This window comes from Bradyrhizobium sp. USDA 4502 (assembly GCF_054063355.1).
This window is the reverse complement of the sequence record NZ_JBSSGF010000001.1, coordinates 981,884-1,007,738: the sequence shown is the minus strand read 5'-3', so window position 1 is coordinate 1,007,738 and position 25,855 is coordinate 981,884. Positions and strand designations below refer to the sequence as shown.

The window sequence follows — 25,855 nt, the reverse complement described above, 5'->3', positions numbered from 1 at the left end:
CCTCTTCTTAAGCCCTGGATCTCAAGCCCTGGCCTCGCGCAGCACCGCCGCCAGCGTTCGCTCGGCGAGCGGCAGCTTGTACGCATTGTCCTTGGTCGGCTTGGCATCGGCGAACAGGCGCGCGGCGACGGCCTTGGCGCCGTCGGGCAATTCCGCCTCCGCCGCCTCGACGCGCCACGGCTTGTGCGCCACGCCGCCAAGCGCGACGCGGCCGGTGCCGTCGCGCTGCACGATCGCAGCAACCGAGACCAGCGCAAAGGCATAAGAGGCGCGGTCGCGCACCTTGCGATAGGCCTGCGCGCCGCCGACCGGTTTCGGCAGCACCACCGCGGTGATCAGCTCGCCCGGCTCCAGGCTGGTTTCGATCTCGGGGCTGTCGCCGGGCAGACGATGCAGCTCGGCGATCGGGATGCTGCGCGTGGTGCCGTCGGGCCGCACCGTCTCGACGACGGCGTCGAGCGCGCGCATCGCCACCGCCATGTCGCTCGGATGGGTCGCGATGCAGGCGTCGCTCACACCGACCACCGCATGCTGGCGGCTGAAGCCGCCGATCGCGGCGCAGCCGCTGCCGGGCTTGCGCTTGTTGCAGGGCAGATTGGTGTCGTAGAAATAAGGACAGCGCGTCCGCTGCAGCAGATTGCCCGCGGTCGTCGCCTTGTTGCGTAATTGGCCGGAAGCACCGGCGAGTAGCGCGCGCGACAGCACGCCGTAGTCGCGCCGCACGCGTATATCGGCGGCGAGATCGGTGTTGCGCACCAGCGCGCCGATCCGCAAGCCGCCGTCCGCGGTCTCCTCGATGCGGTCGAGCGCCAGGTCGTTGACGTCGATCAGATGCGCCGGCGTCTCGATCTCGAGCTTCATCAGATCGAGCAGATTGGTGCCGCCGGCGATGAACTTGGCGTTCGCGGTGCCGGCGGCGGCTGCGGCCGCCGCGCCCGGCGAGGCGGCGCGCTCATAGCTGAATGATCTCATGCGCTCCTCCCGGCGACCTCGCTGATCGCCTCGGCGATGTTGGAATAGGCGCCGCAGCGGCAGATGTTGCCGCTCATGCGCTCGCGGAGCTCGGCATTGGTCAGTCGCAGCGGCGCATTCAGATCCGCCGTGACATGGCTCGGGATGCCGGCCTTGACCTCGGCAAGCACTGCGACCGCCGAGCAGATCTGGCCCGGCGTGCAATAGCCGCATTGATAGCCATCATGCTCGACGAATGCCGCCTGCAGCGGATGCAACCCGTCCGGCGTGCCGAGCCCCTCGATCGTCGTGATCTCGTCGCCCTGATGCATCACGGCGAGCGTCAGGCAAGAATTGATCCGCCGGCCGTCGACGATCACCGTGCAGGCGCCGCATTGGCCGTGGTCGCAGCCCTTCTTGGTGCCGGTCAGATGCAGGTGCTCGCGCAGGGCATCGAGCAGCGTGGTCCTGGTGTCGAGCTCGAGCTGGTGGGTTTCGCCGTTCACGTCAAAGGATACTCTCGTCATCACGGGCGCTCCGGTCGGGGCAGATTGGGCGGCCGCAGGCGGCGGCGCGATCGACGACGCCGCAAGCGAGGCGGCTCCAACAATCAACAGATGGCGCCGCGATAGTTCCAAACGTCCGGAGATCTGCATGCCGCTGCTCTCCTCAAGTCAGCCGAGCGCGGAACCACGACAACAACGTGTCGAGGTCTGCTCGGCCTGTCAGCAAAGGGGGAATGCTGCGAACAGCGGAATGTTTCTCGCGGGGAAGTTAAACTCGTCGCGAGCGCCACAGCCGCTCCAGGGAGGCAGCGGCGCCATCAGGCGCGGGCGGCCTCCGCGGCAGTATCGCCGTGCGCGGCCGGCCTACGACCAATGTCCCCTGCCCGGAATCGCAAGATTCCGGTTATCTGCATTGCGCCGTTCTCATGCTCGCCCACGGGGAAAAGCGGCCCGGAACACGCTGGAGCTCTTGGGGCTTGCACCGGATCATGTAGGATGGCGGCACGACCTCCACCGGCGACGATGCCGGCCGACCCTGGGACCGCTCGATGACCGCGCATGTCATAGTGACCGACGAAGCCGCCACGCGCGTGATCCGGCTGCGCAGGCCCGAAAAGAAGAACGCGATCACCCAGGAGATGTTTCGCGCGATCAGCGACGCGATCGACAAGGCGCAGAACAATCCGAAGATCCGCTGCCTGATCATCACCGGCGGCTCCGGCGTGTTCACTGCGGGCAACGACATCGAGGACCTGCTCGCGCAGGGCACCTCGACCAGTGAGACGCCGCCGGCCTCCGACCTCGTCAAGTTCCTGTATTCGCTGGCCCACAATGTGAAGCCGATCATCGCCGCCGTCGACGGCGTCGCGATGGGCATCGGCACCACCATGCTGTTTCACTGCGACTATGTGCTCGCCAGCAAGACCGCGCTGTTCTCGACGCCGTTCTCCAATTTCGGCCTCGTGCCGGAAGGCGCCTCGAGCCTGTTGATGCCGCGCATGATGGGCCACCAGCGTGCCTTCGCGATGCTGGTGATGGGCCGCACCATGTCGGCCGACGACGCCCGCGTCGCCGGCTTCGTCAATACCGTGGTGGCGCCGGGGCATGCCGAGGTGGAGGCGCACAAGGTGGCGCGCGAGATCTGCGCGCTGCCGGCCGAGGCGGTGGCGATCTCGCGGCGCCTGATCCGGCTGCCGCCAGAGGACGTCACCCGCCGCATCGAGCAGGAGAACCATCTGTTCAGCGAACGGATGCGCTCCGAGGAAGCAGTCGAGGCGTTCAAGGCATTCATGGCTCGCCCGAAGGATTGAAACGAAGCGTCGCAATATTGTAGTGGCGCGGCGCCATGATCCCGTGCTCCATGGACAGGTCATGAGACAGCCCCGCCTTTCCCCTCTCGCCGCGCTCTGCGCGTTCGGACTGGCCGCAGCAAACCCCTGCCCGGCGCAGGCCGCGGAGCCGGTGAGCCTGCGCATTCTCGCGATCAACGATTTCCACGGCTATCTGCGGCCGCCGCCGGGTGGCATCCGCATCACCGACCCCGCTGACGCGACCAGGAAGATCATGGAGCCCGCCGGCGGCGCCGAGCGGATGGCCACCGTCGTCAAGCAGCTGCGCGAGGGCCACAAGAACAACATCTTCGTTGCGGCCGGCGACCTGATCGGCGCGAGCCCGTTCCTGTCGGCGATGTTTCACGACGAGCCGACCATCGAGTCGCTCTCGCTGATGGGGCTTGCGATCTCCTCGGTCGGCAATCACGAATTCGACGAGGGCAAGGACGAGCTGCTGCGGATGCAGAATGGCGGCTGCCATCCGATCGACAAATGCCAGGGGCCGCACCCGTTCACAGGAGCCAAATTCCGCTATCTCGCCGCCTCCACGATCGAGAAGGCGACCGGCAAGCCGGTGTTTCCGCCCTACGAGATCAAGCAATTCGACGGCATTGCAGTGGCCTTCATCGGGCTGACGCTGAAGAACACCCCGAACCTGGTGTCGCCGGCCGGCGTCGCGAGCCTCGACTTCCGCGACGAGGCCGAGACCGTCAATGCGCTGGTCCCCGAGCTGAAGGCGAAGGGCGTCGAGGCGATCGTGGTGCTGATCCACGAAGGCGGCTTTCCGACCGGCGACTATAATGAATGTCCAGGGATCTCCGGGCCGATTGTCGACATCGTCAAGAAGTTCGATCGCGCGGTCGACGTCGTGGTCTCCGGCCACACCCACCAGGCCTATGTCTGCGAGATCGACGGACGGCTCGTCACCTCCGGCGACAAATACGGCACCCTGGTCACCGCGATCGATCTTCAGCTTGATCCGAACAGCCATGACGTGATCAGCGCCAGGGCCGCCAACACCATCGTGCGGATCGCCGGCACGGCCAAGGATCCCGAGCAGAGCGCGCTGCTGGAATCCTACGACCGGCTGGCCGCGCCGATCGCGAGCCGCGCGGCAGGCTCGGTCACCGAAACGCTGTCGCGTACACCTGCCGAAACTGGCGAGAGCCCGCTCGGCGACATCGTCGCCGATGCACAGCTGCTTGCAACCAGCGCTGAACCGAATGGCGGCGCGGTGATCGCCTTCACCAATCCCGGCGGCGTGCGCACCGACATCGTCAAGCGCGAGGACGGCGCGGTGACCTATGCCGATATCTTCGCAAGCCAGCCGTTCCGCAACCAGCTGGTGACGATGACGCTGACCGGCAAGCAGCTCAAGGACGCGCTGGAGCAGCAATGGGCCGATCCGAAGCGGCCGCGCGCCCTCCAGGTCTCGAACGGGTTCTCCTATGCGTGGGATGCGAGCAAGCCCGATGGCGCGCGCATCATCGCCGCACGGATGTCGCTGGACGGCAAGCCGATCGACCCGGCCGCGAGCTACCGCGTCACCGTGAACAATTATCTCGCCGAGGGCGGCGACGGCTTCACGGTGTTCAAGCAAGGAACCGCGCAGCAGTTCGGCATCTACGACGTCGATGCGCTCTATGCCTACTTCAAGGCCAACAGCCCGGTAGGCCCAACGGCAGGCAAGCGGATCGAGCGGATCAATTGAGCGAGGTCTAGGGGTGGCGTACGCAGCTCCTCACGTCATTACGAACGGAGCGAACCAATCCATTGTCTCCGAGCATGCGGCGGCATGGATTGCTTCGCTCCGCTGGCAATGACGCGGAAAACACCCCGGCTTTGGAAGGACGGGAACAGGGATGATGTCGGCCCTTTCCGGAACGCCGCTAACGGCCTAGATTAGGGCCTGCTCTTGCATGATCTTGGTCGGAAAACCGCTGCGCACTTTTCCGGATCATGCGCCCTCGCACGCGCATCGATTGCGCCGGGAATTTGCATGACACTGCTTCTGACGCATTCCGCCTGTCTCGACCACCTGACGCCTCCCGGACATCCCGAACGCCCGGACCGGCTGCGGGCGGTCGCCGAGGTGCTCGGCGAGGATCGCTTCAAGGCGCTGGTGCGCGATTCCGCGCCGGAAGGCGACCTCGACACCGTGCTGCTCTGTCACGGCGAGCACTATGTCGGCGAACTCCGCCACATCGCGCCGACCTCGGGCATGATCTATATCGACGGCGACACTTCGATGTCGCCGGGCACCTGGGAAGCGGTGATGCGCGGCGTCGGCGGCGCGGTGGCCGCCACCGATGCGGTGATGGAGGGCAAGCATCAAAACGCGTTCGTCGCGGTGCGCCCGCCCGGGCACCACGCCGAGAAATCGACGCCGATGGGCTTCTGCTTCTTCGACAATGCCGCGATCGCCGCCCGCCACGCGCAGCGCAAATACGGCATCAAGCGCGCCGCAATCATCGATTTCGACGTCCATCACGGCAACGGCACGCAGGATATCTTCTGGGCCGACCCGACCGTGATGTATTGCTCGACGCACCAGATGCCGCTGTTCCCAGGCACTGGGGCCGCCGGCGAGCGTGGCGAGCACGACACTGTCGTCAACGCGCCGCTGGCGCCCGGCGACGGCGGCGCCAAGTTCCGCTCCGCTTTCGAGAACCTGATCCTGCCGCAGCTGGAGAAGTTCTCCCCCGAACTTATCGTCATTTCGGCGGGCTTCGACGCGCATCACCGCGATCCCTTGGCCTCGATCAACCTGACGGGCGAGGATTTCGGCTGGGTCACGCGCAAGCTGATGGATCTCGCCGACAAGAGCGCCGGCGGCCGCGTCGTCTCCGTTCTGGAAGGCGGCTACGACCTGCAGGGCCTGAAAGAGTCGGTGGCATCTCACGTCACCGCATTGATGGACGGGTAAATCCCCGCCACAATACGCCCGCAAAAATTCGATTGATTCTGCGCCGGGGCGAGCATGGCCTGCGACAGGTCATGTTTGGACGACAAGATCAGGTTGCGATCTGATCCACGCAATCGGGAACGCAAGAATGGCCGAGAACACCCAAGCCGACGTGAAGAAGCTCTCCTTTGAACGCGCGATCGAGGAACTCGAATCGATCGTCAAGCGGCTCGAGGACGGCAAGGTCCCGCTTGAGGAATCGGTCGCGATCTATGAGCGCGGCGAGGCACTGAAGCGGCGCTGCGAGGAATTGCTGCGCCAGGCCGAAGCCCGCGTCGACAAGATCACCACCGACGCCTCGGGCCAGCCGACCGGCACCGAGCCGCTCGACGTGCAGTAGCGGCGCCGCCGCCTACCTCGATCGTGCGGCGCGATGTCCGCCACGGCGGGCAATTGTTGCTGTGCATTTCCAGCCACCCGTAAACCCCCGGGGCTACCCGCGGGGGTCGGGTACGGCTGCGAATCAGGCCGAGCCGCCCCGGCCGGCTGCCGCCAAATTAGGCGAATTGGAACCCGGCTCCCGCCCGGCTATTGAAAAGACTAGGGTTTTCAGCGCACCGCATAGGAACCCTGCGCCCCCTATCGGGTTGGCTTTGGCTGCGGCTTTGGTGTAATGCTTCCAGTTCTATGGGCATTTGAGAGTGGCGGGCAGCCCGACTTTTCGGGCGGCATGCATCTCAAATGGTTCGACAAAACTGAACCGGGACGGGTGAAGAGCGACCAAGGTGATGCATATCACGTGGTCCAATCCGGAGTGAATCTAGGCTTACAACCAGGCACCGGCCTGCCGGGGCGGCACCCAGTGTCTGGCATTCGCTGCGCGGTGTGCGCGCCATCCCATCTCGCGTCGGGCGGTTCGTTCCGACAGGCAAAAATTGGAAATTCGCTGTGACCACATTTAGTAAGACGCCGCTTCTTGACACTATTCACACGCCGGATGACCTGCGCAAGCTGAAGGTCGAGCAGGTGCAGCAGGTTGCCGACGAGCTGCGCCAGGAAACCATCGACGCGGTGTCGGTGACCGGCGGCCATTTCGGCGCCGGCCTCGGCGTGGTCGAACTGACCACCGCCATCCACTACATCTTCGACACCCCGCGCGACCGCCTGATCTGGGACGTCGGCCACCAGGCCTACCCGCACAAGATCCTGACCGGACGCCGCGACCGCATCCGCACGCTGCGCACCGGCGGCGGCCTCTCCGGCTTCACCAAGCGCACCGAAAGCGACTACGATCCGTTCGGCGCCGCGCACTCCTCGACCTCGATCTCGGCCGGCCTCGGCATGGCCGTGGCGCGCGATCTCTCCGGCGGCAAGAACAACGTTATCGCCGTGATCGGTGACGGCGCGATGTCGGCGGGCATGGCCTATGAGGCGATGAACAACGCCGGCGCGATGAACTCGCGCCTGATCGTGATCCTCAACGACAACGACATGTCGATCGCGCCGCCCGTCGGCGCGATGAGCGCCTATCTGTCGCGCCTCTACTCCGGCAAGACCTACCGCTCGCTGCGCGAGGCCGCCAAGCAGATCAACAAGCGCCTGCCGAAGATCCTCGCCAACCGCGCCAACCGCGTCGAGGAATATTCCCGCGGCTTCATGATGGACGGCGGCACGCTGTTCGAGGAACTCGGCTTCTACTATGTCGGCCCGATCGACGGTCACAATCTCGACCATCTGCTGCCGGTGCTGAAGAACGTCCGCGACATGGAGACCGGCCCGATCCTGGTTCACGTCGTGACCCAGAAGGGCAAGGGCTACGGCCCGGCCGAAGCCTCCGCCGACAAGTACCACGCCGTGGTCAAGTTCGACGTCGCGACCGGCACCCAGGCCAAGGCCAAGCCGAATGCGCCGGCCTACCAGAACGTGTTCGGCCAGAGCCTCGTCAAGGAAGCCGAGAAGGACGACAAGATCGTCGCCATCACCGCGGCGATGCCGTCAGGCACCGGCGTCGATATTTTCAACAAGGCGTTCCCGGACCGCACCTTCGACGTCGGCATTGCCGAACAGCACGCGGTGACCTTCGCTGCCGGCCTCGCCACCGAAGGCTACAAGCCGTTCTGCGCGATCTACTCGACCTTCCTGCAGCGCGGCTATGACCAGGTGGTCCATGACGTCGCGATCCAGAGCCTTCCGGTTCGCTTCGCGATCGACCGCGCCGGCCTGGTCGGCGCCGACGGCGCGACGCACGCGGGTTCGTTCGACAATGCGTATCTCGGCTGTCTGCCGAACATGGTGATCATGGCCGCCGCGGACGAGGCGGAACTTGTCCACATGGTGGCGACGCAGGTTGCGATCAACGATCGTCCGAGCGCGCTGCGCTATCCGCGCGGCGAAGGCCGCGGCATCGAGATGCCGGAAGTCGGCGTTGCCCTGGAGGTCGGCAAGGGCCGCATCATCCGCGAGGGCAAGAAGGTCGCGCTGCTGTCGTTCGGCACCCGTCTCGCCGAGTGCGAGAAGGCGGCCGACGAGCTCGCCGCCCACGGTCTCTCCGCCACGATCGCCGACGCGCGCTTCATGAAGCCGCTCGACGAAGAAATGATCATGAAGCTCGCGCGCGACCATGAGATCCTGATCACGATCGAGGAAGGCTCGATCGGCGGCTTCGGCTCGCATGTCATGCAGTTCCTGTCGGACAACGCCATGCTCGACAGCGGCATGCTCAAGTTCCGCTCGATGATCCTGCCCGACGTGTTCCTCGACCACGACACGCCGGCGGCGATGTATGCTCGCGCCGGTCTCGACGCCAAGAGCATCGTTGCCAAGGTGTTCGAAACCCTCGGCAAGGACTACAAGGCCGAGACCGTCAAGCTCGCCTGATCGTGACGGGCGGCGCTCACTGGAGCATTTTCGGTTCTGATTGAATCAGAACCGAAGCTCCAGGTTCTCGCTCGAAAACGCACCAGCCCCGGCAAGTCCATGAAGATCTATCTGGCAGGTCCTGACGTGTTCCTGCCGGATGCCGTGGAGATCGGCCGCCGCAAGGCGGAGGTTTGCGCCTATCACGGGCTGACCGGGCTGTATCCGCTCGACAACAGCATCGATCCCACCGCCGCCGGCGTCTCGCTCACCATCTTCAAGAGCAACGAGGCGATGATGGAGTCTGCCGACGCCATCATCGCCAACTTGACGCCGTTTCGCGGCCCCAGTGCCGACGCAGGCACGGTTTACGAACTCGGCTACATGGCGGGACGCGGCAAACTGTGCCTCGCCTATTCCAACGATCCCACGTCCTACGCCAATCGCGTGGCGCGGCTCAGCCAGGTCGTGCCGGCATCCGACGGACGCCTGATCGACGCGGAGGGGCTGACGGTGGAAGAGTTTGGATTGCCGGACAATCTGATGATGATGCACGCGCTCGACCTGCACGGCAGCCCGCTGGTGACCCCGCGCGAGCCGTCGGCCGACCTATGGCACGACCTCACCTCCTTCGAGGCCTGCGTGCGGCTCGCTGCCGCGCAGCGCCGGCAGGCGGCGAAGTGACCAGAGCGGGCGACAACGACGCATCTTCCGGCAAGCGCATCGACGTGCTGCTGGTGGAACGCGGCCTGTTCGAAAGCCGGGCCCGGGCGCGCGCCGCCATCGACGCCGGCCGCGTCACCGCCGACGGTAAGCAGATCGCGAAGGCGTCCGAGATCGTCGCACCGGGCGCGGCACTCTCGGCCGAGCCGGCGCATCCCTATGTCTCGCGCGGCGGCGTCAAGCTCGCCGGCGCGCTCGAGCACTATCCGATCGACGTCGAGGGCCATGTCTGCCTCGATGTCGGCGCCTCGACCGGCGGCTTCACCGAAGTGCTGCTCGCCAACGGCGCAAGCCTCGTGTTCGCCATCGATGTCGGCCACGGCCAGCTGCATCCCTCGCTGCAGGGGCATCCGAAGATCGTCTCCATGGAGGCGACCGACATCAGGAGTTTCGAGGGCAAGCGCCTGCCGGCGCGGCCCGACATCGTGGTGATCGACGTCAGCTTCATTTCGCTGAAGCTGGTGCTGCCGGTGGCGCTGTCGCTGGCGGCCGCCCCGATGCATCTTTTGGCACTGATCAAGCCGCAGTTCGAGGCGGCGCGCAAACACTCCAAGCGCGGCATCATCCGCAACGCGATGGTGCACCAGGAGATCTGCGACGACATCGCCGCCTTTGCCGCCTCGCAGGGCTGCACCGACATCCAGGTGTTCCCGTCCTCGATCCCGGGCGGCGACGGCAATATCGAATTCTTCCTCGGCGCGCGCCGTGGCTGAGCTTCTCACCATCGACCATGTCGGCCACCGCGGCGACGGCGTCGCGATCGAGGGATCGCAATCGATCTTCGTGCCCTATGCGCTGGCCGGCGAAACGGTCGAGGTCGACGACGTCCCGGGCAACCATCCCGATCGGCGGCGGCTGCTGCGGGTCGCGCGGGAAAGTCCCGAGCGCATCGCACCGTTCTGTCCGCATTTCGGCGTGTGCGGCGGCTGCGCGATCCAGCACTGGAACGACGAAGGCTACCATGCCTGGAAGCGCAACATCGTGGTCGAGACGCTGGCGCAGGCGAAGATTGCGGCGGACGTCACAGCGCTGGTCGATGCCCATGGCGCAGGCCGTCGCCGCATCACGCTGCACGGGCGCATGGGCACCCATGACGTCCTCAAGGTCGGCTACGCCGCGGCAGGTTCGCACGACATCATCCCGGTCGATCGCTGCCCGATCCTCGATCCTGCGCTCGACGGCGCGCTTGAGGCGGCCTGGGCCACCGCCGAGCCGCTGACCGCGATCGGCAAGCCGCTCGACATCCAGGTCACCGCAACCGTCAACGGCCTCGACATCGACGTGCGCGGCTCCGGCGCGCTGCCGACCAGCCTGATCACCACTCTGTCGCGCGTCGCGCAGAAGCACCGGCTGGCGCGGCTAACACGCCACGGCGAGCTGGTGCTGCAGCGCGGCTCCCCCGAGATCGCGATCGGAAAGGCGAAGGTCGTGCTGCCGCCCGGCTCGTTCCTGCAGGCGACCGTCAGGGGCGAGGAGACGCTGGCCGCGCTGGTTCGCGAGCATTGCGGACGCGCCAAGCATATCGCCGACCTGTTTTGCGGCGTCGGTCCGTTTGCGCTGCGCCTCGCGGAGAAGGCGCGGATCGCAGCCTTCGACAGCGACACGGGTGCGATCACCGCGCTGCAGAAGGCCGCGCAATCGACGCCGGGGCTGAAGCCGCTCAAGGCCGAGGCGCGCGACCTGTTCCGCCGCCCCTTGATGCCGCAGGAGTTGCGCGACTACGACGCCGTCGTGTTCGATCCGCCGCGGCAGGGCGCGCAGGCGCAGGTCACCCAGCTGGCGGCGAGCAAGGTGCCGGTGATCGTCGCGGTGTCCTGCAACGCCGCGACGTTTGCGCGCGACGCGAAAATCCTGATCGACGGCGGCTACAAGATCGCAGCCGTCACACCGGTCGATCAGTTCCGCCACACGGCGCATGTCGAGCTGGTGGCGCGGTTCGCGCGCTGACAGGACGGAGCGGCTATCGCTGAGCGCGGGCAGTCTCGCTATAGTCTGCGCTCCATGTCCGACGATCCGCTGCTCGCACGCATCATCCCCGTTATCGCCGCCGTATCGGGCGTCGCCGCCATCGTACTCGGCGGCTCGCGGGCGCGCGGCACGGCGCATGACGCCTCCGACACCGATATCGGCCTCTACTATCGGGATGGCGCCGCGCCGGATATCGATCGGCTGCGCGAAGCTGTAACGGGTCTGGTCGACGATCCTGCTGCTGCGCATGTCACGCCGGTCGGCGAATGGGGATCGTGGATCGTCGGCGGCGCCTGGCTCACGATCGGCGGCCGCAAGGTCGACCTGCTCTACCGCAGCATCGATCAGGTCTCCGCTGTCATCGATGCTTGCCGGAACGGCGAGATCGGCATGCACTACCAGCCAGGCCATCCGCACGGCTTCTGCTCGGCGATCTGGATGGGCGAGGTCGCGCTGTGCCGTGCGCTGCACGATCCCGACGGCCTCGTCGCGGCGCTGAAGGCAAGGACCGCGCCCTACCCGCCGGCCCTGCGCGATGCGCTGATCCGGCGCTTTCAATGGGAAATCCTGTTCAGCATCGAGAATGCCGAGCTTGCTCTGCCGCGCGGCGACAGCACGCATATCGCGGGCTGCGCCTATCGCGCGCTAACCTGCATCGCACAGGTGCTGTTTGCGCTGCACGGGCAGTATCTGATCAACGAAAAAGGCGCGCTGGCGCAGGCCGCGAATTTTCCGGTGACGGTTCGCGGCCTCGCTGGCCGCGCCGCGGAGGTCTGGCGGCAGATCGGCGCGACCGAGCATGCCGCCGCGTTGCAAACGTTGCGTTTACTGGAAAACGAGCTTGAGAAGCTGTTGCTCAATACCTAGCCGTATTGCAAAATGCGCTACGCGACTATAGATTATTCGCGATGGAGTAGTCTCCGATGCCCCGGACCGTCCGACACAAAGATCACCCGCTTTCGATGCGGCTGCCCGACGCCGACATCGCCATCATCGACAGGGCGGCAACGCTGCGCGGCCGCTCGCGAACGGATTTCGTCCGCGAGGCGGCCGTGCGCGCCGCCGAGGATGTCTTGATGGAAACGGTCCCGATCCGCATGAGCTCCGCAGGTTTCAAGGCCTTCATGACGGCGATGGCCGGACCTGCCAAACCCGTACCGGAGATGCAGGAGCTGCTTCGGCGTGCCGCACCGTGGGAGAAGTCCGGTTCGAAGAAGAGGAGCTGAGGCTTGGCCATTTCGGGGCCCGAGCCACTGACGTCGGCGCACGCTGTAGCGTCATTCTCTTGTGGCAAGTCGTCGCTCGACCGCTGGCTGAAGACGCGGGCGCTCTCAAATCAGGAGAAAGGCTTCACCGCGGTTCTGGTCGTCCACGAAGGTAATCGCGTGGTTGGCTACTACGGCCTCGCGCCGACCGCGATTGTACCGACGAGCCTGCCGCGTTCGATCCGAGCCGGTCAACCGCCCGATCCCGTACCCTGCCTGCTGTTGGGGCAACTTGCGACGGACCTGAACTGGATTGGAAGGGGAGTCGGCACCGGCCTGCTCAAACACGCGCTGCAACGCTGCGTTACCGCCGCTGGATTGATTGGCGGCCGAGCATTGATCGTGAATGCCGTGGATGCTGAGGCGGCGACTTTTTGGCAACGACGTGGATTCATACCGTCCAAAGATGATCCGCTGATCCTGTTCCGATCGATCGCAGATATCGCGGCCTCGTTGTAACCGCCGCTACCGCCCCCAGCGGTCCTGCCAGATTTTCTCGCCGATCAGGCAATTGACCCGCGGCTCCTTCTCGGCGGTCCGCATGATCGGGCGCTCGGGGGTGCGGCCGGCGACTTCGAGCAGCAGCTTGGTGCGGATCGCCTCCTTGAACTTCTCACGATCCTTGATCGTCACCACGAAGGAGCCCGGTCCGCCGATCACGCAGTCCTCGTAGTAATAGTCGAGATTCTCGATATCCATCGTCGAGTAGGACGGTTCCTTCACCATGATCGGCAGACCGTTGATGACGATGCCCTTGTCGAGCGCCGCGTCGCGCGCGGGCGTGATCGGCGTGCCGTTGTTGTTGGGCCCGTCGCCGGAAATATCGATCACGCGGCGCAGGCCGCGATGCGGATTCTCGTCGAACATCGGGATCGCGAAATAGATCGCGCCGGAGATCGAGGTCCGCGAGGCGCGGCGCACCGGTGTCTTCATGATCTCGGCGGCGACCGCATCGGCGGATTCAGGGCCGTCGATCACCCGCCAGGGGATGATGATCTTCTGATCGTTGGAGGCGGCCCATTCGAAATAGGTGATCGAGATCTTGCCGTTCGGACCGGCCTTCAGCGCCTGCAGGAAATCCTTGGAGACGATCGCCTGCGCATAGCCCTCGCGCTGGATCGCGAGCTCGTCCATGTCCATCGAATAGGAAACGTCGACAGCGATGATCAACTCGATGTCGACGCTCGGTGTGGATTCCTTTTCAGCCAGGCGATGGCCGGGCTGGGTTCCCGGGCCGGGCGCGGCAACACCGGCCACATCGCCGCTGGCCAACATGCCCGCGACAAGCACCGCTCCGATCGAGACATACCAGCGCATTGCGGCCCTCCCGTCGTATGAGTGTCATGGTGACACGCAATTCAGGCGGCGAAAAGCGCAGATATCAGCTGTCCTTCACATTCAGGTTAGACGTCCACGTTCAAGTCAGACTTGGCTTGCCTCGAATGCGGCAACGCGCGCCGTGCCGTTGCCGCAATGACGGCGTGCAAATCGAACGGTTCCAAGGCGCGCCTGAAGACGGTATTCTTACGGACAATCGCGAGGGAGTGCGATGCCGGATACCGTCGTCAAGCCGAAAACCAGGACGAAGACCAAGGTCGAGCGGCCACGCCTGCACAAGGTGATCCTGGTCAACGACGACTACACGCCGCGCGAATTCGTCGTCACCGTGCTGAAGGGTGAATTCCGCATGACCGACGACCAAGCCTACAAGGTGATGCTGACTGCGCACCAGCGCGGCGTCTGCGTCGTCGCTGTCTTCACCAGAGACGTCGCCGAGACCAAGGCGACGCGGGCCACTGACGCCGGCCGCGCCAAGGGCTATCCGCTGCTGTTCACCACCGAGCCCGAGGAATAGCGCGCCAGCGCCAGATTGCCACAGGCCTTGCCGCCAATTTTAGCGATCGCGGCGACCGGTGCTTTAGGGATCGCATGGCATGAACGCGGCATGTCCGTGGCGCTGCGCCAACAACTGTCCCTGCGGAAGACCCGCCCGGAGACCTCGTTCGGGCCATTTCGCCCGTTGCCCGCCCTGCCCTGGCTCATCATGGCGGCGGCGCTGCGGATCGTCGGCTACGGCAATCTCGGCCTGATCGTGCCCGCGCTGGCGCTGGCCAACGCTTGCGTGCTGCTCGCCTTCTTCGCGACGGCACGGGACTCGATCCAGGCTTCCGGAGGCCGATCATCGCTCGGCGAATTGACGCTGGCCGAACAGATCAGACTGTCGCTGTCGATCCTGTGGCGGATCGTGCTCGTGATGATCGTGGCGTCACTCGGCACCGCCGCGATCGGCTTCTCGTCGTTTGCACCGTATCTGTTGTCGGGCCTCGACGGCATGGCCTTCGATCAGGTCACCCATATCGGCCGGTTCTGGAGTGCGGCGATCGCGGCGCTGGTGCTGCTGATCATCGTCAATGCGGAAGGCAATGGCGGTCGCGTCGCGCTGTTTGCCGCCGTCAAGGACCTTGGCCGGCACGCGCTCTGGCTTGGCGCGGCGATGCTCGTGCTAGGCACGATCAACGTTGCGCTGGGCTACGGGCAAGCGCTTGTGCGCACCGCAATCTGGCACTTCTGGCAAATCTCGATGGTGGACCAGCCGCTCAAGAACCTTATCTACGTCGTCTTCATCTTCAGCTTCGCGATGCTGCGACTGTGGATCACGCTGACGATCCTGACCTTCGGTCTGAAGCAGTCCTACGCCCGCCACCGCTAGCTCGCAGCAGCGACCGGCGCCTCATCGAATAAGCCATAGACCCGTTCGGCCTTCGCAAATCCCGCGATCGGAAACTCGCCGAGATCGCTCCAGCCGCCGTCGCTGATGCCGGCGAAGCGCTCCGAGGCCACCACGGTGCGGCCGAGACGGCCGGCGATCTTCTCCAGCCGCGCGGCGAGATTGACCGCCGGACCGATGCAGGTGAAGTCGAGCCGGTTGCCGCCGCCAATATTGCCGTAGAGCACGCGCCCGAGATGCAGCGCGAGGCCGAAGCGGAAGCGTTCGACGGCATCGCCATTGGCGAATTGCAGCGCCTCGACGCCGGCGCGGGACGCGCGCGCGGCTTCCAGCACGCGTGAGCAGACCTGCACCTCGTCGCCGAGATATTCGTCGACCGGGAACACCGCGAGCAGGCCGTCGCCCATGAATTTGAGCACCTCGCCGCCATGGTCGCGGATCGCGGTGACCTGGCAATCGAAGTAGAGGTTGAGGATCTCCACGACAGTCTCGGCCGGCAAGCGGTCCGACAGCGCGGTGAAGCCGCGCAGGTCCGACAGCCAGATCGCGGCATCCATCGTATCGGCATGGCCGCGCCGGATCTGGCCGCCCATGATGCGCTCGCCGGCACGGTTGCCGACATAGGTGTCGAGCAAGAGCGAGGCGGTGCGGCGCAGGGTGATGATTTCGATATAGCGCGCCAATGGCACGGCGATCAACCGGATCGCATCGAGCTGCTCGTCGGTGAAGCCGCCCGGCTGCCTGGTGGTCCAGCTCGAGGCATTGACGAAGCCGTCGGTATAGACCAGCGGCACGGCGATGTAGTCGGTGACGCCTTCGGCCTGCAGGTCCACGACGATCGGAAACCGGGCGCTTGCGGGATCGTCGAGCCGCGCGCGCACTTCAACGCCCTGCCTGAACACGGTCGACAGCGGGCTGACGGCAAATTCCGGGGAGTCCAGGATGTTGTGATCGACGGTGCCGGTTTCGACCTCCGCGCCGGGCTTCCAGAAGAAATGGCGGCCATAGATCTCCGGATGCAGCGTGCGCACGAAGACGCCGATGCGCCACAGCGGCAGGCCGGCCCGCACCAGCCGCTCGCAACATTCCGCCATCATCTGCGGCGGGGTCGGCGCCGACCGCGCGCCGCCGATCATCCACTCGATGATGTCCCGAAGCTCCGACGCGTTCATGGCATTCCCCCAGGGCGGTCTGGCGACCGCCACTATATAAGGGATCAGCGCCCGGTCTGCCCGCGGTCGCGCAGAAAATGATCGGCCAGCACGCAGGCCATCATGGCCTCGCCGACCGGCACCGCCCGGATGCCGACGCAGGGGTCGTGGCGGCCCTTGGTCAGGATGTCGGTATCCGCGCCCTTGCGGTCCACGGTCCGGCGCGTGGTCAGGATCGAGGAGGTCGGCTTGACCGCAAAGCGCACCACCACCGGCTGCCCGGTCGAGATGCCGCCGAGGACGCCGCCGGCATGGTTGGACAGGAAACGCGTTCCGTTGTTGCCGGTCCGCATCTCGTCGGCGTTCTCCTCGCCCGACAATTCGGCGGCGCCGAAGCCGGCGCCGATCTCGACGCCCTTGACCGCGTTGATGCTCATCATCGCCGCCGCCAGGTCGCTGTCGAGTTTGGCGTAGATCGGTGCGCCGAGCCCGGCCGGCACGCCCTCGGCGACGACCTCGATGACGGCGCCGATCGAGGAGCCGCTCTTCCTGATGCCGTCGAGATAGCTTTCGAAGAACGCCGCCTTGTCCTTGTCGGGACAAAAGAACGGATTGTTCGCAATCTCGTCCCAGTCCCACTTCTCGCGGTCGATCTTGTGCGGCCCCATCTGCACCAGCGCGCCGCGCACCTTCACCTCGGGCAGCACCTTGCGCGCGATCGCACCGGCCGCGACGCGGGTCGCGGTCTCGCGCGCGGAGGAGCGTCCGCCGCCGCGATAGTCGCGCAGGCCGTATTTCGCTTCATAGGTGAAGTCGGCATGGCCGGGCCGGAACTTGTCCTTGATCTCGGAATAATCCTTCGAGCGCTGGTCGGTGTTCTCGATCAGCAGCGCGATCGGCGTGCCGGTCGTCACCTGCGCGCCGGTTTCCGGATGCGCCATCACGCCGGACAGGATCTTCACCGCATCCGGCTCCTGGCGCTGGGTGGTGAAGCGCGACTGGCCGGGGCGGCGGCGGTCGAGGTCGTGCTGGATCTCCTCCACGGTCAGGGGGATCAGCGGCGGGCAGCCGTCGACGACGCAGCCGATCGCGACCCCATGGCTCTCGCCGAAGGTCGTGACGCGGAACATATGGCCGAAAGTATTGAAGGACATGGCGTGTCGTAACGCGCAGAGGCAGCGGGGTCAAACAGCCAGGCTGTCATTCCGGGGCGATGCGGAGCATCGAACCCGGAATCTCGAGATTCCCCGGGGCTCAATTGCGCCCCTGAGGTTCGCTTCGCGCCCCCGGAATGACAGTGCGAGTTAACTATGCTTCCGCAGGCCCGCCGCGCCGAACACATAAACCGCCCCCTGCTCGATATAGAGCTCGGCGGCCGAGGCCGGCGTCTCGAAGCCGAGCGCCACCATCAGCGCCCGCGCCGTACCGCCATGGGCAACCGCGACTGTGTCTGCCGTCACCGAGCGATACCAGTCGGTCATCCGCACCTGGACGTCGACATAGCTCTCGCCGCCCTCCGGCGACACCGTCCACTTCTCGGCCAGGCGGCGGGCATACAGCACGGGGTCCGCAGCCTGCGCCTGCGCCAGCGTCGAGCCTTCCCACGTCCCGTAGCCGATCTCGCGCAACCGCGCGTCGAGGGCGTAGTCGCCCGGCGGCAGGCCAAGCTCGGCACGCACCAACTCCATGGTCGCCCGCGCCCGGATCAGCGGGCTTGCGACGAACGGCAGCGTCGTCTTGTCACGGCCGTCGCGCGCGAGGAGATCGCCGAGGATGCGCCCGGCATGCGCCGCCTGGGCGCGGCCGCGCTCGTTGAGGGCGATGTCCTGCACGCCCTGGAGCCGGCCTTCGGCGTTCCACGCGGTCTCGCCGTGGCGGATGTAATAGATCGTCGGTACCGGCATTCCCGTAACGGCTGGTCCCTGCTGCGCGAGAGGTCGGCCGCCTCAAGGCTTCCACGCTTCGAATTTTTTCGGCTCGGAGGTACACCAGCACTTCGGCCGGCGACAAGCCCAAATCGGCCGCAGCTTGGGCGGTATGCGCGCAGATCGGCGCAGACGGAATAGCCACGCCGCCAGGGTGTTATGTTGAACAAGGCGACTATCGCCGAGACCATCGAAGACTGGGATGCATGACCGCGTTTCGTCAAAGTGTCGAAGCCATGATACCGGCGCTGCGTCGCTATGCGCGCGCGCTGGCGCGTGACACGGATATCGCCGACGATCTGGTGCAGGACACGCTGGTGCGGGCGCTGCGCTCGGAGCGGCTGTTTCTCGGCGGCGACGTCAGGAGCTGGCTCTACACGATCCTGACCAATCTGAACAAGAACCGCCGGCGTTCGCTGGCGCGGCGGCCGGCCTTCGTGCCGCTGCTCGACAACAACGCCGACGCCAGCGGCACCGAGGCCGAGGGACGCGACATCGAGCGCGCACTGTCGACGCTGGTCGAGGAACAACGCTCGGTGCTGCTGCTCGTCATGCTGGAGGGCATGAGCTACCGCGAGGTCGCCGATATCCAGGGCGTGCCGATCGGCACGGTGATGTCCCGCCTCGCCCGCGCCCGCGCCCATGTCCGGGCCTCGATCGAGGGCCAGCGCCCGGCGCTCCGGCGGGTGAAATGATAATGTGCGCCATGGCCGGCGTTATGCATGAACGATTTTCGAACAAGATTTGGCAGAGACCACTGATATGACCGACCCGAACATTCCCGTCACCGAAGACGAGCTGCACGCTTACGTCGACAATGAGCTGCCGGCCGAACGCCGCGGCGATGTCGAGGTGTGGCTTGACACGCATCCCGACGACGCGGCGCGGGTGCAGTCATGGCGTGCGATGGCCGAGACTCTGCATTCACGCTACGACACCGTGCTGGACGAGGCGGTGCCGAAACGGCTCGAGCTCGAGCGGCTGGTGCGCCAGCCGCGCCGCTGGGTCTATGGCGCGGTGGCGGCGACGGTCATGGCCTTCGTCGCCGGCGGCGGCGCCGGCTGGATCGCGCGCGGAGCGGCGGCGACGCCGTCAGCCTTCCAGAGCTTCACGGTCGATGCACTCGATGCGCATCGGCTCTACGTGGTCGAGGTCCGGCATCCCGTCGAGGTGCCCGGCAGCGAGCGCGACCACCTGCAGCAATGGCTGACCAAGCGCTGCGGCTGGGACGTCCGCGCGCCGGAGCTGACCGGGCTGAAGCTGGTCGGCGGCCGCCTGCTGCCCGGACCGAGCGGCCCGGCGTCGTTCCTGATGTATGAGAGCACGTCGGGTGAGCGGTTCACGGTCTACACCGCCAAGGTGAAGACCGAGGCGACCCAGATGCGCTATGCCGTGCAGGGCAGCGACGGCGCGCTGTTCTGGGCCGATCGAGGCGTCGCCTATGTCGTCAGCGGCGGCACCGATCGCACGCGCCTGACCCAGGTCGCGCAGGCCGTCTACGATCAGATGGAGAAGAGCGGCGGGTGATTTTCCGTAATTTTACGGAAGATCAGGTCGTCGAAATTGCGTCATTTCGGGTAAGTGAATCCAGCCTCACTCAGCGTCCCAATTCCGACATCGAAAACTTCGATTCGCGTCATCGACGCGTCTCATTATCGCACCGGATGCTCACGCGAAGATGATCCGCGCCCGATCCGCCGATCGGCGCACGCGGCCTCGATTGGGGTTTTGTGTACCGCGCTGGTCCCCCTCTCGAGGCCGCACTCTTTTTCCGTCATCCGGTCTGCACGCCGCAGACCTCGGACGGCCGTCATCCTTTGTGACGCGCTCACGATGCCCGCGTCTACCCCGATAGAGTCCGGGGTAGTGCAGTTTCGCGTCTTCGCGTCTTTTGGGGCGCGTTATCGGCGGTCAGCCGAGATCGCTACGCGGATTGTAGGGTTTTTGATCCCGCCATGTCTGCATCAATGCCTCAAGCTCGGCATCGTTCCCGTCGGGAAGGATGATGCGGGTCGTGACATAGAGGTCGCCGGTCGCGCCCGCCTTCGACAGCCCCTTGGCCTTGAGGCGGAAGGTACGGCCGCTCGAGGTGTTCTTCGGGATCGACAGTTCGACCGCGCTGCCGAGCGTCGGCACGCGGACCTTGCCGCCCAGCACCGCCTCGTAGAGGGTGATGGGCAGGTCGATCCTGAGGTCGTTGCCGTCGACCTTGAAGAACGGGTGCGGCGCGATCGAGATCGTGATCAGGAGATCGCCGGGCGGATGGCCTTGCGCGGTCTCGCCCTGCCCCTTCAGCCGGATCTGCTGACCCGCAGCGACCCCGGGCGGAATCTTGACGTTGAGCTCGCGGCCGGTCGGCAGGCGGACGCGCTTGTCGCCGCCCCTGACCGATTCCTCCAGCGACACCGTCATGGCGACCGACAGATCGAGGTCGACGCCGACCCCGCCGCCGTCAAACTCGAACGGACTGGCCCGGCCCGCGCGGCTGCCGCCTCCGCGAGCCGCATTGCCAAACATGCTGTTGAGGATGTCCTCGAAGCTGCCGCCGCCCATGCCGCCGCCGGGCCCGGAGCGGAAACTGTACTCGAAGCCGCCCGGACCGGCACGGCCGCCGGCACCGCTGCCGCCAGGGAAACCCTGGAAGCGCGGCTTGCCTTCGGCATCGATCTCGCCACGGTCGAACTGCTTGCGCTTGTCCTCGTCGCCGACGATCTCGTTGGCCGTGTTGATCTCCGCAAAGCGGGCCGCCGCCTTCGGGTCGTTCTTGTTGTTATCAGGGTGATGCTTCTTGGCGAGCTTGCGATAGGCGCTCTTGATCGTCGCAGCGCTGGCGCTCCGCTGCACCCCCAAGACCTCATAGGGGTCGCGCATCCGTCACGTCTCCTTCACGGGAAAAATCAGTCCTGGCCGGGAACCCGTCCGGGCCCACTTTGCCTTCATGTGGGGGCTCAGTGGCATTTTTGCAACTAGTCCGGCTTCGCCGGAATTCTCAGGATTTTCTCCAGGGCTTCAGGCTATGGATTTCCCACCGCCCTTGTCCAGCCTTGCATGCGGCGCCCTGCAGCCAGCTCTCGGTGGCTCCATTGACGTAGCTGGCAAGGAAATCCCGGCACGTCTTGCCATCCTCGCCCGAATAGGCCTGGGCCAGCGGCGTCACCGAGCCGCGCGCGCCGGTTTCAGGATTTTCCCAGGGCTGGCTGGAATCCTTGTCGCCCTTGGTCAGCACGTCGGAGGCGGCATTGCGGGCGAAGGCGAGGTCGCTGTCGGTCGGCATCACCGCATTGACCTGGGTCGGGCTGATCGAGCCCGTCACATCCTTGTCGTCCAGCTTGGCGAAGGCGTCGCTGCGCGACAGGCTGCAGCCGCTTGCGCCGACGCCGATCAGGATCAATGTCACCACCGCGCCTGCGGGGTGGATCGCCGATAGGCCAACGCGCCCCCATGCCCTATATAGGGCTAGTAACGCGCTTTCAGACGCGGGCGGATGCAAATCGGGACTCCTGACATGACCGACACGACCTCCATCAAACACCCGACACCGTTAACATCGGGTGATTTCACCGCGGCGGAGGAGCCGTTCGCCCTGTTCGCCGAATGGTTTGCGGAGGCGGTCAAGTCCGAGCCGAACGATCCGAACGCGATGGCGCTTGCGACCGTCGATCCCGACGGCCTGCCCGACGTGCGGATGGTGTTGATGAAGGGCTTCGATGCCGACGGCTTCGTGTTCTACAGCCACATTGCGAGCGCCAAGGGCCGCGAATTGGCCGCAAATCCTAAGGCCGCTTTACTCTTCCATTGGAAATCGCTGCGCCGCCAGGTGCGCATCCGCGGGCCGGTCACGCCGGTGACCGATGCCGAGGCCGACGCCTATTTCGCCACAAGGCCGAAGCAGGCGCAGATCGGCGCCTGGGCCAGCAAGCAGTCGCAGCCGCTGGAGAGCCGCTTCGCCTTCGAGCAGGCGATCGCCAAGACCGGTGCGAAATACGTCATCGGCGAGGTGCCGCGGCCGCCGGGCTGGAGTGGCTGGCGGATCACGCCGCAGCGCTTCGAGTTCTGGCACGACCGTCCGTACCGTCTGCACGACCGCATCGAATTCCGCCGCGACGGCGCCGGCAGCGCCTGGTCGAAGGTGCGGCTCTATCCCTGAAAGCTGCGACCGTTATGGCCGGGCGAAAGCGCGAAGCGTGTCTTCGTGTAAGATGACCCGGCCATCGACGTCTTGATCCCAAGTCATCCCGAGTCGTTCGAAGGCGTGGATGCCCGGCACGCCGCCGCGCATGACGAAAACGAAAGAAACCGTCGATGCCCCATCCATCCAATGCACCGCGGCGCACGCTGCTCCTGACCGGCGCAAGCCGCGGCATCGGCCATGCCACCGCGATCCGGTTCTCGTCCGCCGGCTGGCGCGTCATCACCCTGTCGCGGCACGCGTTTCCCGAGGTCTGCCCGTGGGGTGCCGGGCCGGAAGACCACATCGAGGTCGACCTCGGCAGCCATGACGACACCGTGCGCGCGATCTCCGAGATCCGCAGGCGGCTCGAGAACGATGAACTGCACGCGCTGGTCAACAACGCCGCGATCTCGCCGAAGGCTGCGGGCGGCGGCCGGCTCGGCACCATGGACACCGACATCGAGACCTGGACCCACGTTTTCCACGTCAACTTCTTCGCACCGATCATGATCGCGCGCGGGCTGATCGAGGAGTTGAAACACGCCAAGGGCGCGGTGGTGAACGTCACCTCGATCGCCGGCTCGCGCGTGCATCCGTTTGCCGGCGCGGCCTATGCGACGTCGAAGGCCGCGCTCGCGGCGCTGACGCGCGAGATGGCATCGGACTTCGGCCGCGTCGGCGTCCGCGTCAACGCGATCGCGCCGGGCGAGATCGATACCTCGATCCTGTCGCCGGGCACCGAGAAGATCGTCGACCAGCAGATCCCGATGCACCGCCTCGGCACGCCGGACGAGGTCGCCAAGATCATCTACGTTCTCTGTACGGAGACCAGCTCTTACGTGAACGGTGCGGAGATCCACATCAACGGTGGTCAGCACGTCTGAGCTTGGGAAGAGCCGTATTTCGGGGAAGGAAGTTTTGAGGCGATCCCGGCCGCCGCCGCGGCCGTCATTGGGATTGCTTCACTTGCAGGCGTAACAAACACAAACGAGGCTTCTGCCTCCGAGGCTTCGGCCTCTAGTCTGCGTAAAACCGACGCGACTTCTTCTTCTCGGGCTGCCGCAGCGCGACGTCGTTCAGCGCGCTGGAGCATTCGTCTTCGTCCTCGCCATCCAGCAACGCAGCGCCACAGTAACGGCAAAGTCTCGGCGAGATCGCCTGCACCTTGCCTGCTGCGCGGTCCTGTTGATAGCGCGCAAAGTCGATGACGTTACGCCGTGGCGTTATGATCTTCTCAACCATTGCTGTCCTCCGGCTTCGAGGCGGGCGTTATCGCAGACAAGTTTCGCCCAAACGTTCAGCGCAACGCTCAAATTTTAGCAGAGGAAATAAGGCAGGAAGCGCGTCCCAAAACGCGACGCGTGGAACCGGTTTACAGCCACTTCTTCCACTTGAAGATCCAGTACGGCACGACAGCCGCGATCAGCATCAGCACCAGTGCATACGGATAGCCGTGCGCCCACTCGAGTTCCGGCATGATCTTGAAATTCATGCCGTAGATCGAGGCAATCAGCGTCGGCGGCATCAGCACTACCGCCATCACCGAGAACAGTTTGATGATGTTGTTCTGTTCCAGATTGACCACGCCGAGCATGGCGTCGAGCACGAAGGTGATCTTGTTGGAGAGATAGGAGGCGTGGTCGGTCAGTGAGGCCACGTCACGCTGCATGGTCTTGAGCTGCTCGCGCATGTCCTTGGACCATTTCACGCCCTCGACCACCGCGGAGAGAAAGGTGACGAGGCGGCCGATCGAGACCAGGCTTTCGCGAACCTTCGAGGTCAGGTCGCCCTTGCGGCCGATCGCGATCAGAATCTGCGAATATTGCTTGGCGTGGCCGTGGCGCTCGCTCTCCGGCTCGAAGATGTCGTGGGACACCTGGTCGATATCGGCCCCGCAGCGCTCCAGAATGTCGGCGCAACGGTCGATCACCGCGTCCAGCAGTTCCATCAGCACCTGCTCCCCGGTGATGCTGGGGGAACAGGCGCGCGCCAGCTTGTTCTCGACCAGCGCGAACGGCTTCGGCAGGTCGTAGCGCACCGTCACCAGCCGATGACCGGTGAGGATGAAGGTCACCGCCGTGGTGCGCGGCATGTCGGTGTCGGACTGGCACATCAGCGTCGCGGTCATGTAGCGCGCGCTGTTCTCGATATAGAGGCGGCTGGAGATCTCGATCTCCTGCATGTCTTCCCGGGTCGGCACCGCGATCCCCGCGAGCTTCTCGACCGCCCGGTCCTCCTCAACGGTCGGATTCACCAGATCGACCCAGACCGCTCCCTCGGGCAGCGCGCCGAGGTCCGTCGCGGTGGCCTTCTTGAGCGAAAACTCGGACGGAACGAACACCGACAGCATCACGAACTCCACGAAACAGGGCTGGCAGGACCCGCCGACTTAGCGCGATTCTGGGGGGCGCTTCATGACCGGGGTATTAACCGGGCATCCATACTTGTGGCGGCCAGGCGGCAGCGACGTGACGCCGACTCGTCGACCGTTGCCTGTTTGCACAAAAACCAACCCGGCACCAGAACAGTTGCGGCAAAAAAGCCACAGACAGCGTCCCGCGATGCGGGAAAGGCATCTAGACTCTGGGAATAATGGCACGTTTCGGCAATAATGCCGCTAATGGAATCGTGGCGTTTGGGGCGTAATAGTGGCGCTTTCGGGCGCGGATTTTCGATTGGAATGTAATCATGTCGTCGCTCAAAGTTACCCTCGGGATCCTGGCCGCGGGCCTGATGTTGTCGGGCTGCATGCAGGCCACAACCTATGAGGCAACCAACACCGCGAACTTCAAGCCGCGTGACAAGGAACTCCTGGCCAAGACCACCTACGTCAAGACGCCGGTCGCTGAACCGTTCCGCCGCGCCATCGTCGAGTATCACCGCAAGGAAGCCCCCGGCTCGATCGTGGTCGATTCCGACAACCATTACCTCTATTACGTGCTGAACGACGGCAAGGCGATCCGCTACGGCATCACCGTCGGCGAGGAAGCCATGGCCTGGTCCGGCATCGCCAAGGTCGGCAGCATGACCGAATGGCCGGCCTGGCACCCGACCCCCGGCGAAATCTCGCGCCTTGGCGTCCCGACCTTCGTGGCCCCGGGCCCGGACAATCCGATGGGCTCGCGCGCGATGTATCTCTATTCGGGCGGCAAGGACACGCTGTTCCGCATCCACGGCACCAACCAGCCGGAATATATCGGCGCGTCGATCTCCTCGGGCTGCATCCGCATGACCAACGAGGACGTCATCGACCTCTACAACCGCGTCAAGCTCGGCACGATCGTCGTGGTGCTGGAGCCGAAGCACGGCGACTCGCCCTACAAGCCGCAGATGGCGCTGCAGGGCGGCGGCGGCACGACCTACTGATCCAATCGC

Annotated in this window: 28 protein-coding genes; 18 read left to right on the top strand and 10 right to left on the bottom strand. The window is 65.4% G+C overall.

Going from position 1 to position 25,855, the window contains the following annotated elements; all coding sequences use genetic code 11:
- Positions 1-21 precede the first annotated feature (21 nt).
- Both ACVW1B_RS04525 and paoA read right to left on the bottom strand, forming a co-directional pair.
- Positions 22-972, bottom strand: coding sequence for an FAD binding domain-containing protein (locus tag ACVW1B_RS04525; protein WP_253587657.1), 951 nt, complete (start codon positions 970-972; stop codon positions 22-24).
- Positions 969-1,607, bottom strand: a complete 639-nt coding sequence (gene paoA / locus ACVW1B_RS04520) for an aldehyde dehydrogenase iron-sulfur subunit PaoA (RefSeq protein ID WP_229191168.1) — start codon at positions 1,605-1,607, stop codon at positions 969-971. The genes ACVW1B_RS04525 and paoA overlap by 4 nt, the downstream gene beginning before the upstream one ends.
- Positions 1,608-2,005: 398 nt before the next feature.
- Here paoA and ACVW1B_RS04515 point away from each other — a divergent pair, with 398 nt between their 5' ends.
- From ACVW1B_RS04515 to ACVW1B_RS04465, 11 genes are all read left to right on the top strand, one after another.
- Complete coding sequence (locus tag ACVW1B_RS04515) at positions 2,006-2,767, top strand: crotonase/enoyl-CoA hydratase family protein (RefSeq protein WP_092083615.1); 762 nt, start codon at positions 2,006-2,008, stop codon at positions 2,765-2,767.
- A 61-nt stretch (positions 2,768-2,828) separates the two neighbouring features.
- The gene (locus ACVW1B_RS04510; protein WP_456821227.1) at positions 2,829-4,499 is read left to right on the top strand and encodes a bifunctional metallophosphatase/5'-nucleotidase; all 1,671 of its coding nucleotides are present in this window, start codon (positions 2,829-2,831) and stop codon (positions 4,497-4,499) included.
- A gap of 288 nt (positions 4,500-4,787) precedes the next feature.
- A complete protein-coding gene (locus ACVW1B_RS04505; RefSeq protein WP_225161639.1) occupies positions 4,788-5,714 on the top strand; it encodes a histone deacetylase family protein in 927 nt (308 codons plus the stop codon).
- Positions 5,715-5,841: 127 nt separating this feature from the next.
- Positions 5,842-6,093, top strand: coding sequence for an exodeoxyribonuclease VII small subunit (locus ACVW1B_RS04500; protein ID WP_028334494.1), 252 nt, complete (start codon positions 5,842-5,844; stop codon positions 6,091-6,093).
- A 548-nt stretch (positions 6,094-6,641) separates the two neighbouring features.
- A complete protein-coding gene (gene dxs / locus ACVW1B_RS04495) occupies positions 6,642-8,570 on the top strand; it encodes a 1-deoxy-D-xylulose-5-phosphate synthase (RefSeq protein WP_050387827.1) in 1,929 nt (642 codons plus the stop codon).
- A 99-nt stretch (positions 8,571-8,669) separates the two neighbouring features.
- On the top strand, positions 8,670-9,233 hold the full coding sequence (locus ACVW1B_RS04490; RefSeq protein WP_057015217.1) for a nucleoside 2-deoxyribosyltransferase: 564 nt from the start codon (positions 8,670-8,672) through the stop codon (positions 9,231-9,233).
- Positions 9,230-9,985: a TlyA family RNA methyltransferase gene (locus ACVW1B_RS04485; protein WP_253603115.1), complete on the top strand. Its 756-nt coding sequence runs from the start codon at positions 9,230-9,232 to the stop codon at positions 9,983-9,985. Before ACVW1B_RS04490 ends, ACVW1B_RS04485 begins: the two co-directional genes overlap by 4 nt.
- Complete coding sequence (locus tag ACVW1B_RS04480) at positions 9,978-11,219, top strand: class I SAM-dependent RNA methyltransferase (protein ID WP_456821226.1); 1,242 nt, start codon at positions 9,978-9,980, stop codon at positions 11,217-11,219. The genes ACVW1B_RS04485 and ACVW1B_RS04480 overlap by 8 nt, the downstream gene beginning before the upstream one ends.
- Positions 11,220-11,273: 54 nt before the next feature.
- Positions 11,274-12,107: a nucleotidyltransferase domain-containing protein gene (locus tag ACVW1B_RS04475; protein ID WP_253603119.1), complete on the top strand. Its 834-nt coding sequence runs from the start codon at positions 11,274-11,276 to the stop codon at positions 12,105-12,107.
- 95 nt (positions 12,108-12,202) lie between these two features.
- Positions 12,203-12,466, top strand: a complete 264-nt coding sequence (locus tag ACVW1B_RS04470) for a type II toxin-antitoxin system TacA family antitoxin (protein WP_229159997.1) — start codon at positions 12,203-12,205, stop codon at positions 12,464-12,466.
- A gap of 3 nt (positions 12,467-12,469) precedes the next feature.
- On the top strand, positions 12,470-12,964 hold the full coding sequence (locus ACVW1B_RS04465; RefSeq protein WP_456821225.1) for a GNAT family N-acetyltransferase: 495 nt from the start codon (positions 12,470-12,472) through the stop codon (positions 12,962-12,964).
- 6 nt (positions 12,965-12,970) lie between these two features.
- Here ACVW1B_RS04465 and ACVW1B_RS04460 read toward each other — a convergent pair whose 3' ends face one another.
- A complete protein-coding gene (locus ACVW1B_RS04460) occupies positions 12,971-13,822 on the bottom strand; it encodes a DUF1194 domain-containing protein (protein ID WP_028339506.1) in 852 nt (283 codons plus the stop codon).
- Between the two features lie 232 nt (positions 13,823-14,054).
- Between ACVW1B_RS04460 and clpS the strand changes: the two genes are divergently transcribed.
- Positions 14,055-14,360: an ATP-dependent Clp protease adapter ClpS gene (clpS, locus tag ACVW1B_RS04455; protein WP_021076758.1), complete on the top strand. Its 306-nt coding sequence runs from the start codon at positions 14,055-14,057 to the stop codon at positions 14,358-14,360.
- A gap of 90 nt (positions 14,361-14,450) precedes the next feature.
- Entirely contained in the window at positions 14,451-15,215 is a 765-nt protein-coding gene (locus ACVW1B_RS04450; protein WP_456821224.1) for a hypothetical protein, read from the top strand.
- On the opposite strand, the gene ACVW1B_RS04445 is transcribed toward ACVW1B_RS04450, so the two are convergent.
- From ACVW1B_RS04445 to ACVW1B_RS04435, 3 genes are all read right to left on the bottom strand, one after another.
- Positions 15,212-16,405, bottom strand: coding sequence for an adenylate/guanylate cyclase domain-containing protein (locus tag ACVW1B_RS04445; protein ID WP_456821223.1), 1,194 nt, complete (start codon positions 16,403-16,405; stop codon positions 15,212-15,214). The genes ACVW1B_RS04450 and ACVW1B_RS04445 overlap by 4 nt on opposite strands.
- 44 nt (positions 16,406-16,449) lie before the next feature.
- Positions 16,450-17,538 carry a chorismate synthase gene (aroC, locus tag ACVW1B_RS04440; RefSeq protein ID WP_253603127.1) on the bottom strand — a complete coding sequence of 363 codons (1,089 nt, stop codon included), beginning with the start codon at positions 17,536-17,538 and terminating at the stop codon, positions 16,450-16,452.
- A gap of 150 nt (positions 17,539-17,688) precedes the next feature.
- Positions 17,689-18,288 (bottom strand): histidine phosphatase family protein, encoded by a 600-nt coding sequence (locus ACVW1B_RS04435; RefSeq protein ID WP_253603129.1) that lies wholly within the window; start codon positions 18,286-18,288, stop codon positions 17,689-17,691.
- Between the two features lie 227 nt (positions 18,289-18,515).
- Between ACVW1B_RS04435 and ACVW1B_RS04430 the strand changes: the two genes are divergently transcribed.
- Positions 18,516-19,004 carry a sigma-70 family RNA polymerase sigma factor gene (locus tag ACVW1B_RS04430; protein WP_016844579.1) on the top strand — a complete coding sequence of 163 codons (489 nt, stop codon included), beginning with the start codon at positions 18,516-18,518 and terminating at the stop codon, positions 19,002-19,004.
- A 67-nt stretch (positions 19,005-19,071) separates the two neighbouring features.
- Positions 19,072-19,836, top strand: a complete 765-nt coding sequence (locus ACVW1B_RS04425; protein ID WP_456821222.1) for an anti-sigma factor family protein — start codon at positions 19,072-19,074, stop codon at positions 19,834-19,836.
- Between the two features lie 384 nt (positions 19,837-20,220).
- Here the strand turns inward: ACVW1B_RS04425 and ACVW1B_RS04420 are convergent, their stop codons facing one another.
- Both ACVW1B_RS04420 and ACVW1B_RS04415 read right to left on the bottom strand, forming a co-directional pair.
- Positions 20,221-21,180, bottom strand: a complete 960-nt coding sequence (locus ACVW1B_RS04420) for a DnaJ C-terminal domain-containing protein (protein WP_168857198.1) — start codon at positions 21,178-21,180, stop codon at positions 20,221-20,223.
- A 118-nt stretch (positions 21,181-21,298) separates the two neighbouring features.
- Complete coding sequence (locus ACVW1B_RS04415) at positions 21,299-21,706, bottom strand: RT0821/Lpp0805 family surface protein (protein WP_026192440.1); 408 nt, start codon at positions 21,704-21,706, stop codon at positions 21,299-21,301.
- A gap of 108 nt (positions 21,707-21,814) precedes the next feature.
- Here ACVW1B_RS04415 and pdxH point away from each other — a divergent pair, with 108 nt between their 5' ends.
- The gene (gene pdxH, locus ACVW1B_RS04410; RefSeq protein ID WP_018270355.1) at positions 21,815-22,456 is read left to right on the top strand and encodes a pyridoxamine 5'-phosphate oxidase; all 642 of its coding nucleotides are present in this window, start codon (positions 21,815-21,817) and stop codon (positions 22,454-22,456) included.
- 155 nt (positions 22,457-22,611) lie between these two features.
- The gene (locus ACVW1B_RS04405; RefSeq protein WP_018270354.1) at positions 22,612-23,364 is read left to right on the top strand and encodes an SDR family NAD(P)-dependent oxidoreductase; all 753 of its coding nucleotides are present in this window, start codon (positions 22,612-22,614) and stop codon (positions 23,362-23,364) included.
- A gap of 133 nt (positions 23,365-23,497) precedes the next feature.
- Here the strand turns inward: ACVW1B_RS04405 and ACVW1B_RS04400 are convergent, their stop codons facing one another.
- Both ACVW1B_RS04400 and ACVW1B_RS04395 read right to left on the bottom strand, forming a co-directional pair.
- Entirely contained in the window at positions 23,498-23,722 is a 225-nt protein-coding gene (locus ACVW1B_RS04400) for a hypothetical protein (RefSeq protein ID WP_028334509.1), read from the bottom strand.
- Between the two features lie 130 nt (positions 23,723-23,852).
- On the bottom strand, positions 23,853-24,830 hold the full coding sequence (locus tag ACVW1B_RS04395) for a magnesium transporter CorA family protein (protein WP_092083830.1): 978 nt from the start codon (positions 24,828-24,830) through the stop codon (positions 23,853-23,855).
- A 338-nt stretch (positions 24,831-25,168) separates the two neighbouring features.
- On the opposite strand from ACVW1B_RS04395, the gene ACVW1B_RS04390 reads away from it, so the two are divergent.
- Positions 25,169-25,846: a L,D-transpeptidase gene (locus tag ACVW1B_RS04390; RefSeq protein WP_057015206.1), complete on the top strand. Its 678-nt coding sequence runs from the start codon at positions 25,169-25,171 to the stop codon at positions 25,844-25,846.
- The last annotated feature ends 9 nt before the right edge of the window (positions 25,847-25,855 follow it).